The organism is Antarcticimicrobium luteum (assembly GCF_004358185.1).
Classification (GTDB): domain Bacteria; phylum Pseudomonadota; class Alphaproteobacteria; order Rhodobacterales; family Rhodobacteraceae; genus Antarcticimicrobium; species Antarcticimicrobium luteum.
On the sequence record NZ_SMUV01000033.1, the window covers coordinates 1 to 21,055 of the forward strand.

The following is a 21,055-nucleotide window of genomic DNA, read 5'->3' on the forward strand; positions in this document are numbered from 1 at the left end:
GGGCCCCGGCGCTCATTCTTGATGTAATCGACAATCGCCTCACCAACCTCCGCCGACATCGGCATCCGATCGTGCAACTGCCTCTTGCCGCGGATCAGGATTTCTCCAGCGCGCCAGTCGATGTCATCCAGTTCGATCGCTGTCACTTCCGGCGCACGAAGACCGAGACGGGCGATCAGCATCAGCATTGCATAGTTGCGCCGACCCGTTTTCTGGTGGTCGCGCACCACCTCAATGAGCCGGTTGACCTGTTCCGGCTCCAGATACCTCGGGATGCCGGTCGGTTTGGGCTGCCTGGCTTTCGGCACAGCATTGCTCAAGTTGCGCTCAGTCTTTCCGCTCCAGAACAGGAACTGGAAGAGGTTGCGAAGATGCGATGGGCCTGTCTTGTCCCGCGGCGCGTTTTGTTCCTTGCGCAACCAAAGTATGAACCCAGTGATGTCGTCTGGCTTGATGGTGTTCAAGTCACCCAGGCCAGAGCCGAACTTCGCAGTCAGGAACCGATCAAAGAACCGTAGGCAGTGATAAATTGTGTCCTCAGACAAGCCGCGCTGACTGCGAAGATAGGTTTCGTATTCCCGTTTCAGGCAGGCCCTCGGTGACATGTCGAGCGGCGGTTCTGAGCGCGGCGGTGCGCCTGCATTTTCAATGAGATAATCCCTGAACCGATTGATGCGGTACCGACAGTGCTTTTGGTCTCTCGCAGAAGCCGCACTGATGATCGACGTCGCCAGATGGTCCACACGATCATCGGTCAGCTCAGTGGGACAGACGTCTGCCTCCAGCATCGCCGCCCAAAGCGCCTCGGCTGTGGTTCTGTAATTGGCGATGGAACGGAGGCCGTATCCCTCCGCCTCGATCTGTAGGGCAAAGCGATCGGCATGGCTGCCAGCTTTCAGTTTCCGCCTCGTCGTTTGATCTGGGTGCGTATCGTTTTCCATGAGTGTTTCCTTCTTTTGGTTGAAGGTTGCACCTATGGCAAATCGCCGGCCCCAATTGCGCAGTTCGCCACGCTCACATGGCGGTTCTGAACTACAGTCTTATGCAGCCGGAAAACGACAAAAACCGCAGGAAACAAGACTTCGCCTGAACAAGCGCGGCATAAACCGGAGCGCGGCATTATGGGCCAGCTCATGCGCCCAGACCCCATAGAAATTGCGCGGGTCGTGGAACCGGGTGATCGACGGCATGTAGACCTTGTCCACGGGCGGCAGGTAGTAGGCTTCCGTGCCGGTAAAGACGGTCGTGATGTCGATGGCATCGAAAAACGCCTGCATGTGCGGGATGGGCTCGGACGGCGGATGCTCGGGCACGGGCTCCGGGTCAGGGTAGAAGCTGTCGGGCAAGCCCTCGATCTGGCAGGCGTTGAATACGCGGTAGGATTTCTGGAAGCGGAAGACACGGGCTTCCTCGGAGCGATCATCCCCGTCGCTGCGGTCATCCTCATCGCCGGCGTCCCTCCAGCTTTGACCGTAGTAAACGACGACAGAGGACTTCTCGCCCTTGCGAACCTTTGCGTCCAACGCATTGGCTTGCGGCAGCGTCATCCAGAAAGGTGAGCTGTGGCCCGCCATCACGGTCCGCATCGTCAGCAGAAAGTTGTTCACCCCCTGGTAGGGCTCACCGCCCACGCGCACGGGGCGAGAGCTGCCGCCTGCGGTCCAGGGCTTGCGCCACGGTAGGATGCCGCGCTCGATGATGCGGATGATTTCGTTCGTGATGACCTCGGAGGCATCAAATTTGGGCGTGCGGGATCGGGCCATGGCGGGCGTCCTTTCGAGTGTCGGTGAGAGGGAATGGTGATCAGGCTGACTGACGGGGCCGTGGATTGTTGGTGATCCGCGCGCCGAGCTTTTCGACCATGTCGATGTAGGTGGTCAGCGAGACGGACTGGCCGGCACCTGAGTGGTCAGCGTCGACCGATCCGTCCCGCGCCACGCGCGGCAGGTTCGCGAAGGCGGTGACATCTTTAACGGGTCGGATATCGATGAAGGGCGTCCCTCGTGCGACCGCAAGGGCGGCCAAGGGAAAGCGCTCGATCGGCGCGAAGGTCGACACGGTGGTCCAACCGAGTTGAAGGAACGTCCCGCCCTCCCCGCAGATCACATGCGCGTTTGGCAATGACGCCGCCTGCTTCAGATAGCCGAGATCACGCAATACGGTCTGGCGTTCGAGCTGCTGCGCCAGCGCCGTCTGACCAGTTCGGCGCAGTTCTCTATGCCGCCACCACGAGGCAGCGGTCGCGCGCAACACGCGCAAGACACCTGATTGCATGGGAATGCCCTTCATCCGTAACGGCAGACCGGAACCCGGCCCGGACCCATCTGAGGGACCCCAAAGGCCCTCATCCGTCAGTCACAAAACCCGAAGAACACTTTCTCTTTTTCCGGCCCCTTTGGGCACACAATAAAACCGAAAAGCCCGGCACATCTGCCGAAGCCATTGATTTCATGCAGCAATTCCGGATCGGCACCCAAGATCGGCAACGCATATCGGCAAAACCTTGCTCGAAAGTACGAAATGTGTTTATTTTTCAATTACTTTGCAAACATGGAAGATCGGCAAAAATGCTGGAAACACCCGCCAGGATCGAACCCTGCTTCTTCGAGGAGCGTATTCCTACAGAATTGGCAGACCTTTCGGTCGACATCCAGAGGGAAGCCACCGGGCTGGGACAAGGGCTGCATCCTGACAGCGCAGCTGAGCTTGCCGATCTCGTCTGTGTGATGAACTGCTATTACTCCAACCTGATCGAAGGACACAACACGCGCCCCCGCGACATCGAAAGGGCGCTGGCTGGTGCCGAGCTTGAGGAAGAAACCCGTCCCCTCGCCCTTGAGGCCCGGGCGCACGTCATCGTTCAACGGGCCATCGACGAGATGCATCGCAAGGGCACCCTGCCCCGCCCCACATCCGTCGAATTCCTGACTTGGGTCCATAAGAGCTTCTACGACGAGATGCCGGATGAGTTTCGGGTCATCGAACATCCCGACGGAACACAAGAGCCCATCGTTCCGGGACGCATGCGCCAGGATGATGATCGGGAGGTTGCGGTCGGGCGCCACCTACCTCCTTCATCGTCGCGCGTCGCGGCATTCATGGACCATTTCGACAAACGATTTCAGATAGCGGCGCGGTCTTCGAGCGGTCGGATCATCGCGATCGCCTCTGCACATCACCGGCTCAACTACATCCACCCTTTCCCGGATGGTAACGGCCGTGTCAGCAGACTGATGTCTCATGCCATGGCCCTCACAGCGGGGATTGGTGGCCAAGGGCTCTGGTCCGTATCACGTGGGCTGGCCCGCGGGCTAACCGATCGGGGCGAGTACAAACGGATGATGGATCTGGCCGACAGTCCACGCCGCAGAGACCGCGACGGACGGGGGAACCTGTCAGAAGCGGCACTGAAGACGTTTAGTGAATGGTTCCTAAAGGTGACGCTCGACCAGATCACCTTCTCAGCAAGATTGTTCGATCTCGGCGGACTTGACCAACGGTATCGTCGTCTTGTTGCAGATACCATTGATGACAAGCGAGCGCCGGAACTAATCTCGGCGGTTCTTCAGCATGGGGCACTGGAACGAGGCGATGCGCAGATTGTGCTCAAGACATCCGAGCGTACTGCTCGCAACACGCTGAGTAAACTGACCGCCGCCGGATACTTGACTTCCGCCTCGCCGAAGACGCCGGTGCGGTTGGCGTTTCCGTTGGATTATCGAGAGAGGCTCTTTCCAAACCTCTTTGGAGATGGTGACATGCCCGTGTGACTGGCAACCGAAGCACCCTGTTTCTGGCCAAGTCCGCGAGCGCAGCCTCTGACCGTGTTGGAAAGAAGTTCACAGCTGTGAACTATCCCGAGCTATCCTACTTGTCAGCCGAGTTCACAGCTGTGAACTCATCATGCAGCATCCCGCCGCATCAAGGCCATGATCATCGGACCGCAGGAGAACTCCCCAATTGCTGCCTTTGAAGATAGGGTTCTCAAGTAGCCTCCAGGTGATCGGATATCCGCAAACCGTTCAAGCATTGCAACGATCACAACAGACGCTTCTTCGGGACCCATATAGCGTTTCGCCTCGTCCCACGCGGACGGGGAAATACCCATCATGGGCCTGACCACATCAGCCACCCGAACCAGATCGTGCCAGTGGCGCACGGGCTGCTCGGAATACGCTTTGAATTCCTGACAGGAAGCGAGGACGAGACCAAGCGGTATGTTCGGCATCAGTTGATCGTCAATAGTTGCCGTTGAGTTGCCCTCATCTTCAGAACACAGAGGACTATTGGCAACTTCTGGAGTTTCGCGCACAGCGCCTCCGCTCCGCGCTTTTTCTAAGCGAGGTTCAAGATCATAAGAGTCTTTATTTGAATTCTGATAGTGCTGCTCAGAAACAGCATCATTGGTGCTCATATTTTCTGTTTCACAGCCATCCAGAAGGCTTCGGGCGTGGTCTAAAGCTGACCCCAAAGCGTCTTCGATGCGCCTAAGGTCTTCCATTTCGAGTTTTCTGCGAAGATCTCGGGCCATTAGGGCCGCAAGATCAGAGAATTGGTCCCAGACGCCCTGATCCGGACGAAGTGAGCGCCCGTACTCGGCCAGCCCTGCGAGGTCACGCCGCATGAGGCTTACAGTGGCACGTAGGCGCTTGTACCGCTCTTCTGCGGCCCGGACGGTCTCAGCGGCCTCACAAACCTCCTGGAAGCGTCGAACGAGCGGAGAGAGGTCGAACCCAAACGCAACCTTTTCGTCGCCGTAGCGGCGGGCATAGCGCTTCCCATTGGGGCTATCGCGCCGGACAACAAAGCCAGTCTGCACAAGGTTGGAGAGGTGGCGCCGCATCGTCGAGCAGGGCATGCCGTTCAGGCGCTCGCAAATCGCCTTGTTGGACGGATGTACAATCAATTCGCTGTCATTGCCTCCGAGAATTGTCGCTTGGTGAAAGCTGACCAGCGCCTGAAGCACCGTCAAATCCCGATCGGACAAGCCGAACGCGACTCGAGCGGCAGCGAGCTCCCTCAGGACCTCCCACTTGTTGGCGCCGGCTGGGGGCAGGTCTTCCTGGGTCGCTGCCTGATGTTTCAGGATGGCAGCATCTATCGTTCGCCGGAACGGCGTTACGGGCGTGTATTCCATTTTTGTCATTCACAAAGACAAAAATATCCCGGTCCGCGAATCACTTTGGACTTGCGGAAAATAGCTCCGGACACTACCTTGAAGGTGCTAGAAACAAGTTAGGGTCTCGTGGAGTGGTCGCTTTGCGGGACCTTTTCTTTTGCCTTTTCGTGCCTCCTTCTTTGATTTCTGCTCTTCCTCAGTCTTCCGACCGCTGCTTCCAGCGTTCGTGAAGGTCTTCAATCATGTCATGCACTTGCGTCTCGACCCAATCGGCGAAGTCTCCACCCGCCAACTCGATCGATAGGCCCTTGGCAGTGCGTTTGACCGTGCCGCCGCGTTTGCCGCCGATCTTCAGCGGGACGCTGGAAGGTGGGGCAGGGGAGGGCGACTTGGCCGGTTTAATCGCCTTGGTCACGGCCTTTTCTACGGCCAGGAACGCTTGGATGGACGGGTCATTGGTAGAGGCAACGTCATCCACCACCATGGAGGTCTCGGCATTTTCACGTGCCTCTTTCGCGATCCCGATAAGGTCCTCGCGGTCCAGATCATTCTCGTCGATGGCCCGACCAAGGGATTCCCATCGGGGTCGGCCAATGCCATGGGCGGCGCCAATGGCGCGTACCAGATCCGGCCCGACCATGTCCGCGATCGCGATCGCCATAGATATGGACGACTTCGTGACGGTAAGAATTTCTGCAACCTGAGATTGATTTCCGAAGCCGGACGACACAAGGTCCTTTGCGAACAGGGCCTTTTCAATAAAAGACAAATCGCGCCGCCCCATGTTCTCCGAAATCTGAGCACGCAGAGCGCTGTCGTCATCCAGGTTGGTGACTAACGCGCGAACCTTGGTAACCTTATCGGACTGACGGATCGCCTCCAGCCTGCGTCGCCCATAGACCAAAAGGTAGCGATCATCTTCACCCGGCGCACGTCGCACGAGGATCGGAACAGTCTGACCGTTCGCCTCAATCGCATCGCGCAAATCCAGTACATCGGCCGGGTCAAGCCGGTCCGCCATACGCCCGTCTTCGATGCTCGCCGGGTCCAGTTCCCAAACATGATGGGAATCGACCGCGTCGCGGGCGGACCGAAGGGCGCGATTCGAGGTCATCATCGGTGTCACAGCACCTGTCTGAGGGGCAGGGGAGGGGGCCCCAGCTGCCGCGAGACTGTCCAGCATTGACATGCGCTTCTTCTTGCCACTGGTCATGTGCGCCCCCAGGTTTTCTGGATTAGGTCGGCGATCTCGTCATTCAGCGTATTCAGGCTCTCAATCGCGCGATCATAGGTGGAACGCGTGAACGCGCTGCGTTCCACTTCATAAAGTGTCTGCTTGGTCAGGCCCGCATCTGAGATGGCTGTGGACTTCAACATGGGCGAATTCAGCACGGCTTCGCCGTACATTGTTCGCAGGAAAGCCACGATGCGGTTCTGCGGCGCATCCTGCGGCTCGTAGCGGGTCAAAACATAGCGCATCCAGTCATGAGACATGTCAGCGCCGCTCTCGGCGATCACGTCCATGAGGTCGGCTGTCATGCGGAGGAATTGCGACATGGACATCACATCGAGCATCTCTGGATGGATGGTCACCAGAACGCCCGTGGCCGCGGACAGGGCGGACATGGTCAGAAAGCCAAGCTGCGGAGGGCAATCTATGACGACCACGTCGTAGTCTTCATCGACCTGGGCCAGCGCCTCCTTGACGCGGAAGAAGAAAAGTCCGGCATTGCCCTGCGCCAGCGCGCGCGGGGTGTCGTGCTCGAACTCCATCAGTTCGAGGTTGCCGGGGATCAAGTCCAAATTGGGGATATAGGTATTGCGGATGACCGACCGGATCGGCTCCGGGTCCTCATAGCGGATCGCATCGTAGAGAGTGCCGCCATCTTCGAGGTCCAATTCCGGCTGAACGCCGTGCAGCGCGGTGAAGGAAGCTTGTGGGTCAAGATCAATGCCCAGCACACGATATCCGCGCAGGGCAAGCCGTTGGGCGAGATGGGCAGAGGTTGTTGTTTTTCCGGACCCGCCCTTGAAATTCATCACGCCGATGACCTGAAGATGATCACCTTCTCGTCGTCCGGGAACGTAATCGCCCGGCTTGCGAGCGGTTTTTTCAAGAAGCACACGCAGCGCCTGGATATCCTGCGCCGAGTAAAGACGACGGTTGCCGGCGGTCAGCTCGGGAGAAGGCCCTTTGCCATCCAAGTTGAGTTTGCGAAGATAGGAATCGTTTACGCCGAGCAGCGCCGCAGCCTCACCAGAGGTGAATTTGCGCATGGTCTTCTCGGCATCGGGTGGAAACAGGCTCTCACGTTGCGAATGCAACTGGTTCGCCAGCCATTCCGAATGCTGGCGGATCACCGCGTTGAGATCCTCATGCACAAAGGTATTATCCATCTGCCCTCTCGCTTCCGAGACATCGCGTCTTTGGCGTGTTCACGGAAATTGACGTTTTTTGCCTCGTTTCCGTGACTATTGGCGCAAGAGTCGGATTCGCGCAAGGTTTTTCCACATCTAGTGGGCGAGTCCTCACCGAACACAAGGCTGTTAGGCTTCCTGCTGCATGGTGTAACGCACCGCATCTCACGAAAAGGGACAGGGGAGAACTCTTTTCGGGGGGCTCCAACATGGCTTTTGAGCGCACCAAAACTTGCCTTTTGGCAGTTCTGGATATACATTATTGGATGTTTATCCATGCCTGAGAGGACAAGATGCAAGTTGCCAAATGGGGAAACTCCCTTGCCGTCCGGCTACCAGCGGATCTTGTGAGGGAACTCGGCTTAAAGGAAGGCGATCAGGTTGACCTGGTAAAGGACGATGGAACCATTCTTGTGAGACGCCAACCTCGCGCCGATGAAGTTCTACAAGGGCTGAGGCGGTTTCGCAGAAAACTGCCCAAGGATGCGCGTCTAAGCCGCGACGCCGCGCATGAGCGCTGAATTCGCAGACACGAATGTTGTGCTCTACCTGCTCGACGATGGTCCAAAGGCTGAGAGGGCGGAGGAAATTCTGGGGCAGGGACCCCGGATCAGCGTTCAGGTCCTGAACGAAGCGATGGTCAATTGCCGACGGAAAGCTGGGCTCAGTTGGGAAGATACCGGAGCGTTTCTTGAGGGTATTACGTCCGTATGCCCTGTCGAGGGCCTAACGGTTCAAACCCATCAAGTCGGTCGCGCGTTGGCAGAGAAGTACCAGTTATCGGTCTATGACGCGATGATCGTGTCTGCCGCGCTGATCGCTGGGTGCACGACTTTGTGGACTGAGGACATGCACGACGGATTGCTGGTCGAGGATCGGCTGCGCATCGTCAATCCATTTGCCTGACCAGCAACCCAAGTCGCTCCGCCCGTTCCAACAGCATCCTGACGGATGACGGTTGCCAGCTTGTGCGTCCCCGTGGAGTCCGCTCACGCATGGCTTCCAACCGGTCGCAGATCGCCTGTAGCGTGATATCCGGGTCCGAACCTTTGATGGCCGCAACAATCGCAGGCAGGCGATCGTCGGTTTTGCGGCGTCCAGCGCGTCCAAGCACTTCAGCGGGCAGGAACCCATCCCGCACATATGCCTTCACGGCACGGAGCAGGCGGCTTTGCGTCCAACGGCGGTCTTGGGGCAGGGGGGCATTGATAATCCGCAGCACGTCTTCCCAGGCCATATCCGGCCGTAGGCGGCGCACATGGGGCACCCAATCCTGCGCGGTCTCGTTCAGGCGCTCCATGTAGCCGTCCTGTCGTGCCAGCCGCACCTTGCGCAGCGCGGCGGGGTCTTTGGTGCGAAGCCCAGGATTGCCACCAACGCGGCCCTTGGCGCGTGCAGAGACAAGCCCGGCCTTCGTGCGCTCACGTATTAGCGCGCGCTCGAACTCCGCCGCGGCGCCCAGAACCTGCAATGTGAATTTTCCTTGAGGGGAGGCGGTGTCGATGGGGTCCTGCAGCGAGCGGAAGAAAGCTCCCTTGGCCTCCAGACGCTCGATCACCTCCAGTAAGTGCGACAGAGACCGCGCAAGCCGGTCGATCCGCACGACGACCAGCGTATCGCCGCTCTGGACCCGTTCGAGCGCCCGCGCGAGCACAGGACGCGCGCGATTGCCGCCTGAGGCGTGCTCTTCAAAGATCTCGGCACAGCCCGCCGATTGCAGCGTCTCGGACTGGGGCAGGGGGGTCTGATCCTCTGTGGAAACGCGGGCATAGCCTATCAGGGACATGAAAACGGGCCGTTTGCAATTTTATGTATCACCAATAAACGACCGTTTGTAAACGGATGCAAGGGCGCTCTCTGTGGCCCTGCTCAACGGAAAGCCCTTGGTTTCCATAGGCTGAGCGCGATGAGAGAGCCCTCGCCGACCCTCCCCCGCGCGTGCTATATGAGGAACGTGGGCGCACTCTGACAAAACACTTGGGTAAAATGCAAAATATCAGTAATTTGCACATATGAAGCTTCAAGCGCCTGCTTTACATGATGAATATGATGCTCTCCTCCTCGACGCTGAAGAGGTCGAGGAATCGTCCGAGGACGATCTTTGGTTCCTGCCCGGTCCAATGGAAGAAGAGCCGGATTATCTGCCACCCGGACCACGGGCCGATCCGCGTGAAGCCGAGGTCCTCGACGATTGGCGGAAAGCAGAGGCGGGTCATGCCGCCCGTCTTGCCCGTGTGGCCGGTCGCGTCGGCGCACTGGATGACCGGCTGAAGCGCGGTCCGGAAGGATGGCGGCACAGGCTTGCTCTGATCGAGGCTGCCGGCCTCAGCTGGTTTGTGGGTGACCGCATCGGCCCGGATCGGCTGGCGCTCTGGATATCCATGCGCATTTCTGGCCTGCAAGACGACAGCGCCGCACTCGCGCGTATCGGTTGGGCGGTGCGCCGTCTGACAGGGGGGCCAGGACCAGAGGTGGACCTTTCCGCCTTCCTCGATCGCCGCGATCCCGCGAACATGGCGGATGAAGCCGAGCCCTTCGCGGATCGCGCGGGCGGTTGGCTGGACCTGATGGCGCAAGCCGTCGAGCTGCACCCGATCACCCGTGCTTGCATGGGCTTTCACCTCTGGAGCCTCGCGGGTCTCGGGCAGCAGGGAGATCGAATGGAGGCGGCAGTCACCGCCGCAAGGATCGCGGTCAGCGAGGAAAAGGGGGCAGTCTTTGCGCCTGTGGCCATGGGCGGGGCAGGGGGGCTGCGCACTGGCGGCCCACCTGCTGACCGTTTGGCGCGCTGGCTCGAAGGGATGGACACCGCATGTTTGACCGGAATGCGGCACCTTGACGATATCGAGGCATGGTCAGCGCGGGCAGAAATCGCGATGACCTCCCTCTCGGGCAAGACCCCTCGCTCCTTGCGCGCCGCGTTTACCGAATGGCCCCTTGTATCCGCTCCAATGGCAGAGGCTTTGACAAGCTCGAGCCGAGCCGCCATCCAGCGCAACCTCTCTTGGATGGAAGCGCAGGGTCTAGTCCGTGAGCTGACTGGGCAGGGACGGTATCGGATGTGGCGTACTACGAACTGAAGGCTACGGCAGATTTCGCCGCACCTGTTGACTGTAGAGGTGCTCTCCGTAACCCGCCCGCTTCACTTCGCTCAAGGCTTTGAACCGAAAGATCGTTCTCGGGCGACCAGTGGTTCTTTGAGATCACGGCTATGCCTCCTGAATTTTTCGGTCTCAGCATAGTGGCGCCACACAAATTGAGCATGACCCGATTTAGCAGCAACGCGAAATCCTATGATCAAAGCAGGTCGACACTCAGCCTGTCTCGCCTGCCGCGAACAGGTCGGCATCTTCAACCTCGTGCCTCGCGATCAAGAGACTGCATGACAATCGGTCTACGAGGGCCGCGGTCACCGAGGGATGAAGCCAGCGGCTCAGGAGCCCGTATTTATGATGGCCGACCACGACAAGATCGGCCTGCACGTAATTGGCGACAGTGACGATGCGGTCCGCCGGATCACCGGTTTCAAAACGCGCACGCGGCGAAAGCCCCATTCGTTTCAGCCGTGCAACGCCTTCGTCCAGGATCTTTTTGTATTCGTCCATGTCGTAGGGGGACGCATAGGGCACCGCAGTTCCCGCCATCGATGCGCCGATGGACATGTCGACCACCGCCAGCAGCACCACCTCCGCATTACAAATCTGGGCCAGCCGAGCACCTTCGCGCAGCGCCAGCCGTCCTTCGGTCGTGCCATCGTAGGCCAGAAGGATTGTGCGATACATCTCACGAATTTCCGAGTTGATATTCTATCTACCTAGATTTATAGGTAGCATCCTATCTATTAGGATGCAAACAAAGTTGACTTCTAAAGAAGCAGAATTTGCCGTCGAATTGGGAAAAGTTGCCAGGCGTTGGCGGACCCGATTGGATTCGCGCCTGCGGACCATGGGGCTGACGCAGGCGCGCTGGATGGCGCTACTGGAACTGTCGCGGGCGGACGGCCTGACCCAGCGCGAGCTTGCCACAACGCTCGGGGTCGAGGGACCGACTTTGGTGCGCCTTCTCGACGGGCTTGAAGGACAGGGCCTGATCGAGCGGCAGCCTTGCCCGGACGACCGCCGGGTCAAGCGCGTCCGCGTGACAACTACCGCAGTGCCTATTCTGAACGAGATCCGCAAAATCACCGATGCAACGCGGAGTGAGCTTCTTGCCGGGGTGGTTGCGGAAGACCTTTCGACAGCGCTCCGCGTCCTTACATTGATTGCCGAACGTCTGGAGCAAACCGAGTGAACAAGCCCCGCGATATTTGCACGGATAGCGATGCACTTAAGCCCAAGCTCGTTGAGTTAACTCAGGAAGCTGCAGCAGCGGCGCCATCCCAGCCCTCGGACCCTGCACCTGCCCGCCGTCGTTTCAAACCGCTGCGCCTTGGCATTCTCATTCTGATGATTATAGCGCTTGTGGTCTTCGGCGGGCGCTGGCTCGGCGGGCGGTGGTCACAGGTCTCGATCGACGATGCGCGAATTGCTGCCAGCCTTGTCACCGTTTCGAGCGAGGTCAGCGGCGAGGTCGAAGCGATTGCGGTGACGACGGGCACGCGTGTTGCGGCGGGGGATGTGCTGGTGTCTATAGACACGGATCAGGCAGAACTTGTCGTGGAAGGCACAGAGGCGCGGATAGAAGCGCTTGGCGCGCAGGTCGCGCAATTGCGCGCGCAGCAGGATATGATCCGAACGCAGGTTGAAAGCCGCCGTGCCGCCGCCCGAGCCCAAATAGCCGCAGCCGAGGCAAACCATACTGCAAGTGAGTCGGAGTTGCGAAACGCATAAAGCCATTTCGACAGGATCGCTGAACTGGAAAGCCGACAGATCGCAACTACTCAGAGCGCGGAGGACGCCCAAAGCAGACTGGACGTGGCGCGTCAGCAGGAACTTGCGACGGCCGCAGCGATTGTGGCCGCCCGGGCCAATCTGGGCACTGTGGAGTCTGAAGCCGCACAAATCGCGGTCATTGAGCACCAGATAACGCGGATTGTGGCAGAACGGACAGGCCTTGAGGCAGAGCGGGCGCAGCGGCTGATCGATCTGCGAAACAGAGGGGTATTGGCTTCTTTTGACGGGGTGGTGGATGCGTCCTTCGTGGACGAGGGTGAATATGTGACCCCGGGCACGCGGCTGCTCATTTATCATCGCCCGGATGAGGTCTGGGTGGACGCGAATGTTAAAGAAACGGACTTGCGTAGGATCCGCATCGGAGCGCCCGTCTCGATCACGGTCGATGCCTATCCCGGCCGTACCTTTCACGGCGTGGTGGAGCGGATCGGGGGTGCCGCCACAAGCCAGTTTGCCTTGCTTCCAAGCCCCAACCCAAGCGGCAATTTCACCAAGGTCACCCAACGGGTGCCAATCCGAGTGTCAATCGAGACAGAAGGTGAGGTTCTGCCACCCGGCTTAATGGTAGTGTTGAGTATCGATGTCGCAGACTGACGCGCTTTTCGAGAAATACGGTCCGGCCTATCGAGCCTATGCGACCGCAACCGTCATGATCGCAACGATTTCAGTCGTTCTGTCCACGACGATCGTGAATGTCGCCATCCCTGATGTGATGGGCGCCTTCGGGATCAGTGCGGTTCAGGCGCAATGGCTTTCGACCGGCTTTCTTGCGGCGATGACGGCGACCATGCTGCTTGGGGATTGGGCGGACCGTGCTTTCGGTCTGCGCCTATCACTCAACGTGGCGCTTACGGTTTTCATCGTGGGATCGGTCCTTGGAGGGATCGCGCCCAACGAAGGTGTTCTGACGCTTGCGCGCGTCGTACAGGGCGCGGCGGCAGGTGTGGTCCAACCACTGAGCATGATCTTGCTGTTTCGTGTCTTTCCCCCTGAAAAGCGCGGCGCAGCAATGGGTATCTTTGGCATCGGGGTGGTACTGGCACTTGCACTGGGGCCCTGGATCGGCGGCTTGCTGATCGACGCGTTCGACTGGCGCTGGGTTTTCTACCTCGGGCTTCCCCCCGGGATCATGGCCATGGCGCTTGCCAATCTGTTTGTGCCGCGCCGGGACAATACCGGGCCACGGCCAGGTTTCGATTGGACTGGTCTCGGACTGCTTGCAGTCTTTCTCGCCTCGTTGCTCAATGCGCTTACCAACGCGCAGCGGCTGGGCTGGGGGTCCGATCCGATCCTGATTCAGTTCGCGATTGCGACAGCGGCTGCGACCGGCTTCGTGATGTGGGAGTTGCATACGTCAAAGCCGATGCTGGACTTGCGGCTGTTCCGCAACGTGCCCTTCGCCGCAGCCTCTGTGGTATCCTTCATCATGGGGGCAGGCCTTTTCGGTTCCACCTATCTTGTGCCGTTGTTCGTGCAGACGATCCAGGGGTTCACGCCGACGCAGGCGGGGCTGCTGCTCATGCCATCAGGGTTCGTGCTGGTGCTGGTCTTTCCGCTGGCGGGACGGTTGTCGGACAAGGTCCCAGCCGCACTGTTGATCGGAGCCGGCATGGCGATATTCGCCTGGTCCTCCTGGTTGTCGTCGGTGGTCGAGATCAACACAAGCTTTTGGACCTTGGCCTGGTGGACGATCCTGTCGCGGATCGGTCTTGGTTTCGTGTTTCCCGCGATTTCTGCAGGCCCATTGAAAACTCTTCCTCGCGATCTGATCGGGCAGGGGTCGGGGGCAATAAATTTTGTGCGCCAGCTCGGGGGCGCCTTCGGCGTCAATCTTCTGGCGGTGCTCATGGAACGACGTACGATGTTGCATGCGGACGCTCTGGCCGCCACGCAAACCAGCGATAATCTCGCAACGATGACATTCCTTCGGGAGGTGAGCGGGATCTTGCGGGGCGCGGGGCTGCCGGACACTCAGATTTTTGCGACTGCCGCGCAATTCCTTGGCCAGACCGTCGTGATCCAAGCCAATACCTTGGCCTTTCGTGACGGATTTATTGTGGTCACGCTGATCTTCCTGATTGCACTTATCCCAACTGCCATCTTGCACTACGCGACTGTACGGCTGACTGAAGCCGCGGATGCGGGAGCGTCGCCTGCAGCACGCGAGGCCCGGCATCCTGTTCAGTAGGGCCTTGCGCCTCTGTCCCAATCCCGATGATTGCACGAACGAGTTCCTCTTAGGTTACGTGTTTGTGGTCGTTACGATGACCGGCTTGAGCAGTGCCACCGCCTGAACGTCAAAAAACTGCGCCGTCGTGGAGGGAGGCTTTCGAGAGGATCAAACGTAGGCACGTTTTTCGGTCCCAAACGGAACGGCATTTGTTGCGTTACTTGTAGTTTCCACAAAATTGACCCTGCTTTGTCTGACTGTACAAAAACGCCAAAGTTGATGGAGATGGTGAGCATGAGGAACAGCAAAGCCGATGACGTGCTCAGGGGTGCCCGGACCATTTTCCTGCGATGTGGCTTCGAAGGGGCAAGCGTCGATGCGATTGCAGAGGAAGCCAACGTGTCCAAAGCGACGCTCTATGCGCATAGCCCAAGCAAGGAACGACTGTTTCTCATCGTTGTGGACACGGAATGCGCCAGGCTCTCGGCGGCAATCTCTCGGCCCCTTCCCAAAGACCTGGACCCGCGGGCCATCCTCGAAGAGCTTTCACGGCGCTTGATCAACCTTGTGCTTGACGACGACTATATTCGGCTACTGCGTGCGTGCATCGGCGCGGTTTCAGTTTTGCCCGAGGCCGGCGAAATATACATGAAGGCCGGGCCGAAGCTGGCCACAAGGCATGTCGGCCAAGTCTTGCACGCTCTTCATGACGCGAAAGCCCTCAACGTAGAAGACCATCTAAGCGCTGCCGGACAGTTGATTCACCTTTCCGTGTCAGGCGTCATCATGCCTCGATTGCTGACCCTCGACCCAAAGATCGACGTTTCAGATCATGCCAAAAGAGCGGTTGACGCCTTTTTGAAGATCTATTCAGACATAGGACAGCCTCGCGCGACGTGATGCAGCAACATCCGCGCGTGGGCCGTTCGTCCATGCTGACACCAATTGCCTTCGCGGAGGCTTGACGCGGTCGTGGAAGCGACCTACTTCCCCGCTGAACTTAACCGACCGGATGGTACAGTCATGCATGAGCGCCCGCACTCCGAGGTCGGCGGCAACGCGTCGCGCCGGATCCTCGAGGCGGCAAGGACCGTCGCCATGCGAGAGGGTGCCGGGAAGGTCACGATCGAGTCCGTGGCCAGAGAAGCCGGCTTGAGCAAGGGCGGCGTTCTTTACAACTATCCAAGCAAGAAAGCTCTTTTGGCCGGGCTTCTGGACCAAATGCTCACTGCGCATCGCGAACTTTTTGAAAGGCTCCCGGAGAACCAGTCGTCACGCACATTACGGGGGCATCTTGAGACCATCGTTCAAACGGAGGGCGTGGATGATGATCTGTCCATGGCGATACTCGCGGCAGCAGCCTCCGATCCGCAGTTGCTCGACCCGCTCCGCAAAGAGCTGACCGGCGATATCGAACGTATCCTTTCTGAAACGCAAGACGCTCCGGCAGCAATGATTGCCGCGCTCGCAATCCAGGGTCTGCGATTTCAGAGACTTCTTAAACTTCCTGACGGTGGCGCCGATCTCAAACGGCGTGTCGTCGAACGGTTGAGGACCATGATCGATGAACTTGAAGAAAAGACACACTAGCATGAAAGGTCTCGCCGTCGTCGTTTCGGTCGCGGCGCTCGCCGCCCTTGCGGCGCCGTTTCTGCCGACGGTGCTTTCCTCCGTTGTGGCCCAGACTGAAACGGCGGCCGATCCGGCGGGTTTGGCACCCGCCCCCCAGGCGGGTCGACCCGTCACTGTCGAGCTGACCCAAGCGGTCTCGCGCACGATCACTCAGACCCGCACAGTCGCGGGCCGCGTCGAACCTGCCAGAACCGTCGATATTGCCTTCCAGATACCTGGGCAGATCGTGCATCTTGCCGTTCAGTCAGGCGACAGGGTCCGCAATGGCGACATCATAGCGGAGCTCGACAGGGTCGACTTTGAACTTGCTCTGGACCGGGCGCAGGCGTCTTACAATCTCGCAAATTCCGAGCTTCAGCGCGCCGCCGATCTCGCAGAGAGGGGTGTTGCCGCAGATGCCCGGCTCGAGACGGCGCAGGCGCAATTTGCGCAGGCGCAAGTACAGCTTCGTCAAGCCGAGCGGCGCTTATCGCAAGTGCGTATATTGGCCCCGTTCGATGCGATTGTGGCCAGAACCTTCGTCGAGGAATTCGTCAATACCACGACGGCAGCGCCTGTTGCGCGTCTGCAAGATCTTAGCGAAATGCGGGTCGTGATTTCCCTGCCCGAGGAACTGGCAGCTATTGCGCGCGCGACGCCCGACGCCTTCGACATTACTGCCAGCTTTCCGGCAGTGCCCGGGTACACTGTGTCGCTCGAACTGCGATCCTTTTCAACCGATGCAGACCCAACGACGCAAACATATGATCTGGAATTTGCCATTACCGGCGAAATCGATCCACGTCTGCTGCCGGGCATGACGGCTGATGTCGGCATCGCTGTCTCAGCCGATGCCGACACGGGACAAGCCGTGGTCATCCCCGTATCGGCGGTGGATACGACGAGCCGGTCCGAACCATCCGTTTGGGTTTACAACGAAGCATCCCGTAAGGTCACGCGAAGGACGGTCCGGTTGGGCCTGCCTTTCGAGAACGACATTGTCGTTCTTGACGGGCTGGAGGGTGACGAATTGGTTGTGTCCGGTGGCTGGTGGCGACTGAGCGAAAGCCAGTCCGTCATCGCCGCCGGCTTATAATTCCTTTCCTTTCCTTGGGCAGAACGGAAGATCGTCTCATGGCACTCAGTATTTCTCGTACGAGCATCCAGCGTCCGGTGGCGGTCTGGCTCATCATCATCTTCTGCCTGTTTGGCGGGTATTGGGGGCTGAACACAGTCGGCCGTCTCGAGGATCCAAGCTTCACTCTAAAGACCGCACTTGTTTTCGTCCCCTATCCGGGTGCGACAGCGGTGGAAGTCGAGGAAGAAGTAGCTGACGTCATCGAGGATGCGCTTCAGCAGATGATGCAGCTCGATCGGATCGAGTCGAGATCGATGCCGGGAATGGCCCAGATCACCGTGGAAATCGAGACGAGCTACGGTCCGGACGAAATCCCCCAGGTCTGGGATGAGATGCGGCGGCGCATCCGCGATGTAGAAGGGCAACTTCCTGCCGGGGCGCAGGCCCCGATCATCAACGACGATTTCGGTGATGTTTTCGGGATGTTCTATGCCGTCACGACCGAAGGATTGAGCCCGCAGGAGCAACGGGATCTCGCAACGAACCTGCGCGTGGGCCTTGTGACAGTCGACGGTGTAGCGAAAGTGGATGTGCAAGGCCTGACCGAGGAGGTTATTAATATTGCAATTCCCTCTGCGGTTCTTGCCGAACTCGGCCTTCCGCCCGATCAACTCCTCGGCCTGTTGCGCGACGAGAACCAGGTCTTCCAGAATGGCGAACTGAGCGAGGGCCCGGCGCGCATCGGCCTCTCGGTGCCGCCGGGTTACATCACACCAGAAGGGATCGAGACCCTACGGCTGGGCCTCGCCGGTGAAGTCGGGCAGGTATCGGTCTACGACGTCGCACGCGTCACCCGGGAAGAAACCGAACAGCCCAGTCAGATCATCCGCCAGAATGGAGCCGCCGCCTTCACGCTCGGCGTCTCGGCGCTAACGAGCCGCAACGTCGTCGAGGTCGGCGAAGCCGTATCCGTCCGCCTGGATCAGTTGAAAGAGAACCTGCCCGAAGGGGTCGAGATCACCCCGATCTACGAACAGCACGTCGTCGTCGATCAGGCCGTTTCCAGCTTCCTGGTGGGTTTGGCTCAGTCCATCGTCATCGTGGTAGGCGCCCTGATGCTGACCATGGGCTGGCGCGCGGGCCTCGTGGTGGGGGCGACCCTTGGGCTTACCGTTTTCTCGACCCTGTTCTTCATGTCGATCTTCGGCATCCAGATGGAGCGGATCAGCCTTGGAGCCCTGATCATTGCGATGGGGATGCTGGTCGACAACGCGATCGTCATCACCGAAGGGATGGTGATCGGCATGGCGCGCGGAAAAAGCGCCGAGGACGCCGCAGCCGAAACCGAAACTTCGACATCCGTTCCCCTTCTCGGCGCAACGGTCATCGGGATCATGGCCTTTTCTGGCATCGGTCTGTCGCCCGATGCGACGGGAGAATTCCTGTTCTCACTTTTCGCCGTGATCGCCATATCGCTGTTGCTAAGCTGGATCCTTGCGGTCACCGTCACGCCCTATCTTGGCAAACTGCTGCTCAAAGCACCCAAGAACACCTCGGACGACCCTTACAAAGGGGCGTTCTACAGCACCTATCGTGGGATTCTCTGGCTTGCGCTGCGGGCCCGTATCCCCGTCGTTCTGACGGTTGTGGGGATCACGGTGTGGTCGCTGATGGCCTTCGGTCAGGTGAAGCAGGCGTTTTTCCCTGCGTCCAACACGCCACTTTTCTACGTCGAGTTCCAGATGCCGCAAGGAACCGACATCAATATCACGGACCGTGAAATGCTTCGGCTGGAAGCGATACTTCGTGAAGAGGAGGCCGTGACGGACGTCACCACGCTGGTGGGGCGTGGCGCAAGCCGCTTCATGCTGACCTACAATCCCGAGCAGGCCGATTCCAGTTATGGCCAGCTGATTGTCCGGGTTGCCGATGCTACACGGATCCCCTCCATCGCAGCCAGGCTCAACCAGGACCTCCCGGCGCAATTTCCCCATGCCCTGATCCGGGTCGAAGAGATCGTGTTCGGACCGCCTTCCGGTGCCGATGTCGCTGTCCGCTTCTCGGGGCCCGACCCCATCATCCTGCGCCAGCTGGCAGATGATGCGATCGGGATCTTCAGAGACGCCGGGACGATCACAAATCCTCGCACGGACTGGAGGCAACGAGAATTGCTCATTGAGCCGAATGTGGACGAATCCCGGATGCGGCTTGCCGGTGCCACGCGGAGCGCCATCGCGGACACCATTCGGCTCGGAACCTCGGGTCTGCGTGTCGGCGAATTGCGGGAGGGCGACGAGGTGATCCCGATCCTGCTCCGCCTGCCCGAGAGCGAACGCACCGGCACAGATCATGTGCGCGACCTGCCGGTCTGGTCCGCCGGAGCAGGCGCATATGTTCCCATGGCCAACCTGGTGCAAAGCCTGGAGACACGCCTTGCCGAGGCGCTCATTCACCGGCGCGACCGGGAGCGAACGATCACCGCGCTCGGTGGCGCACGCGACGACCTGACGGCCGACGAAGCCTTCAGAAGTGTCCGGGCACAGATCGAGGCGATGCCGCTTCCGGAGGGCTACACCATGGAGTGGGGCGGCGAATTCGAAAGCGCCGGCGAAGCACAGCAAAGCCTTGGCAAGCAGCTGCCGCTCGGTTTTCTCATCATGCTGACGATCTCGATCCTCATGTTCAACAAGATCCGTCAGCCGCTGATCCTGTGGCTTGTCGTGCCGATGTCGGTGACCGGTATGGTTCTGGGGCTGTTGTTCACCGGACTGCCGTTCACCTTCACGGCATTGCTCGGCTTCCTGTCGCTTTCGGGGATGCTGATGAAGAACGCCATCGTTCTTGTCGAGGAATTCGACCTGCAACGTGCAAATGGTGTTCCAGATTACCAGTCCGTGATGGATGGATCGGTCAGCCGTCTACGGCCCGTGGTGCTCGCGGCCGGAACAACGATTCTCGGCATGATCCCACTGCTGCCCGACGCGTTCTTTGCGTCCATGGCGGTGACGATCATGGGTGGTCTCGCCTTCGCCTCGATCCTGACGCTGATTGCCGTGCCGGTGCTGTACGCGCTGTTCTTCAGGATAAGGCCCCCCAAAAAGAGTGAAGGGCCGATTGATACTCAAGGAGCGGTAGGTGTTTGATCTCGCCCAATAGCGTCGAAGAGTAGTCTATAATCCTCACAGAGCGAAGCCTGGTCACCACAGGCGCCGACTTGGAGCAGTTTGCTGATGTGCCCGGATAACTGGGCCGTGCCGACCAACCACATTGTGGCAAAGCAGCATGAGCCGGTCATCTTTCATCGTGAAATCTCGCCGGCCATCACGGCCCTCACATGAACGGCGAGCGTCGCGGTGAACCTTGGACAGCCGAACTGCCGGATGACATCGATGACCCGTGCGTCGTAGGCTGCCTGCCCGATGAGGCGACACAGGTCTGGCTCGTGAAACTGCCGGTTGCCGCTGGGTGCGGCCTTGATCTGATCGTGCAGCTCACGCTCCCGCGGGTCAGCCGCCTGTCTTGGCGTCGTCGCTTCGGCTAGTCAGCTTACCGAACCGGGCGAGGTTCGCCATCAGCGCATGAACCCCAGCAGGTAGCCTGCGGGAACCCTGTCGTTCCCGCGCGCCCGGTTGAAAGCCAAGTGTCGCGTAGCCCTTAATTGTGAGATGAGAAATCCAACGGGAGTGGACAAAACATGGGGGTCATCTTCGTCGTTGCGGCCCGTGCTAAGGTGAGTTCTTTGCGTGTGGGGCTGCCATGGACGTACG

At 59.4% G+C, this 21,055-nt stretch carries 20 protein-coding genes and 1 pseudogene; 12 read left to right on the forward strand and 9 right to left on the reverse strand.

The window, feature by feature from the left end; genetic code table 11:
* From E1832_RS01110 to E1832_RS23055, 4 genes and pseudogenes are all read right to left on the reverse strand, one after another.
* Positions 1-941 (reverse strand): tyrosine-type recombinase/integrase (locus tag E1832_RS01110; RefSeq protein WP_133357916.1); only part of this gene is annotated, 941 nt, incomplete at its 3' end.
* A gap of 180 nt (positions 942-1,121) precedes the next feature.
* Positions 1,122-1,763, reverse strand: a pseudogene (locus tag E1832_RS01115) (ArdC-like ssDNA-binding domain-containing protein); the annotation flags it as partial.
* Positions 1,764-1,803: 40 nt separating this feature from the next.
* Positions 1,804-2,289, reverse strand: a complete 486-nt coding sequence (locus tag E1832_RS01120; RefSeq protein WP_133357917.1) for a hypothetical protein — start codon at positions 2,287-2,289, stop codon at positions 1,804-1,806.
* Positions 2,290-2,351: 62 nt separating this feature from the next.
* A complete protein-coding gene (locus E1832_RS23055; RefSeq protein ID WP_280960194.1) occupies positions 2,352-2,477 on the reverse strand; it encodes a hypothetical protein in 126 nt (41 codons plus the stop codon).
* Between the two features lie 90 nt (positions 2,478-2,567).
* Here E1832_RS23055 and E1832_RS01130 point away from each other — a divergent pair, with 90 nt between their 5' ends.
* Complete coding sequence (locus tag E1832_RS01130) at positions 2,568-3,770, forward strand: Fic family protein (protein WP_133357919.1); 1,203 nt, start codon at positions 2,568-2,570, stop codon at positions 3,768-3,770.
* A gap of 131 nt (positions 3,771-3,901) precedes the next feature.
* On the opposite strand, the gene repC is transcribed toward E1832_RS01130, so the two are convergent.
* The 3 genes from repC to repA all read right to left on the reverse strand — a co-directional run bounded on the left by repC (position 3,902) and on the right by repA (position 7,516).
* Entirely contained in the window at positions 3,902-5,137 is a 1,236-nt protein-coding gene (gene repC / locus E1832_RS01135; protein ID WP_133357920.1) for a plasmid replication protein RepC, read from the reverse strand.
* A 178-nt stretch (positions 5,138-5,315) separates the two neighbouring features.
* Positions 5,316-6,332 carry a plasmid partitioning protein RepB gene (repB, locus tag E1832_RS01140; RefSeq protein WP_133357921.1) on the reverse strand — a complete coding sequence of 339 codons (1,017 nt, stop codon included), beginning with the start codon at positions 6,330-6,332 and terminating at the stop codon, positions 5,316-5,318.
* Positions 6,329-7,516: a plasmid partitioning protein RepA gene (repA, locus tag E1832_RS01145; protein ID WP_067920464.1), complete on the reverse strand. Its 1,188-nt coding sequence runs from the start codon at positions 7,514-7,516 to the stop codon at positions 6,329-6,331. Before repA ends, repB begins: the two co-directional genes overlap by 4 nt.
* Positions 7,517-7,830: 314 nt before the next feature.
* Here repA and E1832_RS01150 point away from each other — a divergent pair, with 314 nt between their 5' ends.
* Together E1832_RS01150 and E1832_RS01155 are read left to right on the forward strand one after the other, a co-directional pair.
* Positions 7,831-8,058 carry an AbrB/MazE/SpoVT family DNA-binding domain-containing protein gene (locus tag E1832_RS01150; protein WP_012187366.1) on the forward strand — a complete coding sequence of 76 codons (228 nt, stop codon included), beginning with the start codon at positions 7,831-7,833 and terminating at the stop codon, positions 8,056-8,058.
* A complete protein-coding gene (locus tag E1832_RS01155) occupies positions 8,048-8,443 on the forward strand; it encodes a PIN domain-containing protein (protein ID WP_012187367.1) in 396 nt (131 codons plus the stop codon). Before E1832_RS01150 ends, E1832_RS01155 begins: the two co-directional genes overlap by 11 nt.
* Here E1832_RS01155 and E1832_RS01160 read toward each other — a convergent pair.
* Entirely contained in the window at positions 8,427-9,323 is an 897-nt protein-coding gene (locus E1832_RS01160) for a recombinase family protein (RefSeq protein WP_133357922.1), read from the reverse strand. The genes E1832_RS01155 and E1832_RS01160 overlap by 17 nt on opposite strands.
* A 226-nt stretch (positions 9,324-9,549) precedes the next feature.
* Between E1832_RS01160 and E1832_RS01165 the strand changes: the two genes are divergently transcribed.
* Positions 9,550-10,617 (forward strand): hypothetical protein, encoded by a 1,068-nt coding sequence (locus E1832_RS01165; protein ID WP_076367400.1) that lies wholly within the window; start codon positions 9,550-9,552, stop codon positions 10,615-10,617.
* A gap of 234 nt (positions 10,618-10,851) precedes the next feature.
* Here the strand turns inward: E1832_RS01165 and E1832_RS01170 are convergent, their stop codons facing one another.
* The gene (locus E1832_RS01170; protein ID WP_076367398.1) at positions 10,852-11,319 is read right to left on the reverse strand and encodes a universal stress protein; all 468 of its coding nucleotides are present in this window, start codon (positions 11,317-11,319) and stop codon (positions 10,852-10,854) included.
* Positions 11,320-11,383: 64 nt separating this feature from the next.
* Here E1832_RS01170 and E1832_RS01175 point away from each other — a divergent pair, with 64 nt between their 5' ends.
* The 8 genes from E1832_RS01175 (at position 11,384) to E1832_RS01210 (ending at position 20,431) form a co-directional block, all read left to right on the forward strand.
* Positions 11,384-11,827, forward strand: a complete 444-nt coding sequence (locus tag E1832_RS01175) for a MarR family transcriptional regulator (RefSeq protein ID WP_076367426.1) — start codon at positions 11,384-11,386, stop codon at positions 11,825-11,827.
* Positions 11,824-12,366: an HlyD family secretion protein gene (locus E1832_RS01180; protein ID WP_133357923.1), complete on the forward strand. Its 543-nt coding sequence runs from the start codon at positions 11,824-11,826 to the stop codon at positions 12,364-12,366. The genes E1832_RS01175 and E1832_RS01180 overlap by 4 nt, the downstream gene beginning before the upstream one ends.
* 84 nt (positions 12,367-12,450) lie before the next feature.
* Positions 12,451-13,023 (forward strand): HlyD family secretion protein, encoded by a 573-nt coding sequence (locus E1832_RS01185; protein WP_165978763.1) that lies wholly within the window; start codon positions 12,451-12,453, stop codon positions 13,021-13,023.
* The gene (locus tag E1832_RS01190; protein WP_133357925.1) at positions 13,010-14,617 is read left to right on the forward strand and encodes a DHA2 family efflux MFS transporter permease subunit; all 1,608 of its coding nucleotides are present in this window, start codon (positions 13,010-13,012) and stop codon (positions 14,615-14,617) included. Before E1832_RS01185 ends, E1832_RS01190 begins: the two co-directional genes overlap by 14 nt.
* A gap of 276 nt (positions 14,618-14,893) precedes the next feature.
* A complete protein-coding gene (locus tag E1832_RS01195; RefSeq protein ID WP_245513743.1) occupies positions 14,894-15,499 on the forward strand; it encodes a TetR/AcrR family transcriptional regulator in 606 nt (201 codons plus the stop codon).
* A gap of 72 nt (positions 15,500-15,571) precedes the next feature.
* Entirely contained in the window at positions 15,572-16,189 is a 618-nt protein-coding gene (locus tag E1832_RS01200; protein ID WP_235816324.1) for a TetR/AcrR family transcriptional regulator, read from the forward strand.
* Between the two features lies 1 nt (position 16,190).
* Complete coding sequence (locus E1832_RS01205) at positions 16,191-17,306, forward strand: efflux RND transporter periplasmic adaptor subunit (RefSeq protein WP_235816323.1); 1,116 nt, start codon at positions 16,191-16,193, stop codon at positions 17,304-17,306.
* Between the two features lie 38 nt (positions 17,307-17,344).
* Positions 17,345-20,431, forward strand: a complete 3,087-nt coding sequence (locus tag E1832_RS01210) for an efflux RND transporter permease subunit (protein WP_133357926.1) — start codon at positions 17,345-17,347, stop codon at positions 20,429-20,431.
* Positions 20,432-21,055: the final 624 nt, after the last annotated feature.

Coding starts and splice junctions, on each gene's coding strand:
- E1832_RS01150 (WP_012187366.1), top strand. CDS start 7,831: ATGCAAGTTGCCAAATGGGGAAACTCCCTTGCCGTCCGGCTACCAGCG.
- E1832_RS01155 (WP_012187367.1), top strand. CDS start 8,048: ATGAGCGCTGAATTCGCAGACACGAATGTTGTGCTCTACCTGCTCGAC.
- E1832_RS01175 (WP_076367426.1), top strand. CDS start 11,384: ATGCAAACAAAGTTGACTTCTAAAGAAGCAGAATTTGCCGTCGAATTG.
- E1832_RS01190 (WP_133357925.1), top strand. CDS start 13,010: ATGTCGCAGACTGACGCGCTTTTCGAGAAATACGGTCCGGCCTATCGA.
- repA (WP_067920464.1), bottom strand. CDS start 7,516: ATGGATAATACCTTTGTGCATGAGGATCTCAACGCGGTGATCCGCCAG.
- E1832_RS01170 (WP_076367398.1), bottom strand. CDS start 11,319: ATGTATCGCACAATCCTTCTGGCCTACGATGGCACGACCGAAGGACGG.
- E1832_RS01210 (WP_133357926.1), top strand. CDS start 17,345: ATGGCACTCAGTATTTCTCGTACGAGCATCCAGCGTCCGGTGGCGGTC.
- E1832_RS01195 (WP_245513743.1), top strand. CDS start 14,894: ATGAGGAACAGCAAAGCCGATGACGTGCTCAGGGGTGCCCGGACCATT.
- E1832_RS01205 (WP_235816323.1), top strand. CDS start 16,191: ATGAAAGGTCTCGCCGTCGTCGTTTCGGTCGCGGCGCTCGCCGCCCTT.
- E1832_RS01120 (WP_133357917.1), bottom strand. CDS start 2,289: ATGAAGGGCATTCCCATGCAATCAGGTGTCTTGCGCGTGTTGCGCGCG.
- E1832_RS01160 (WP_133357922.1), bottom strand. CDS start 9,323: ATGTCCCTGATAGGCTATGCCCGCGTTTCCACAGAGGATCAGACCCCC.
- repC (WP_133357920.1), bottom strand. CDS start 5,137: ATGGAATACACGCCCGTAACGCCGTTCCGGCGAACGATAGATGCTGCC.
- E1832_RS01165 (WP_076367400.1), top strand. CDS start 9,550: ATGAAGCTTCAAGCGCCTGCTTTACATGATGAATATGATGCTCTCCTC.
- E1832_RS01130 (WP_133357919.1), top strand. CDS start 2,568: ATGCTGGAAACACCCGCCAGGATCGAACCCTGCTTCTTCGAGGAGCGT.
- repB (WP_133357921.1), bottom strand. CDS start 6,332: ATGACCAGTGGCAAGAAGAAGCGCATGTCAATGCTGGACAGTCTCGCG.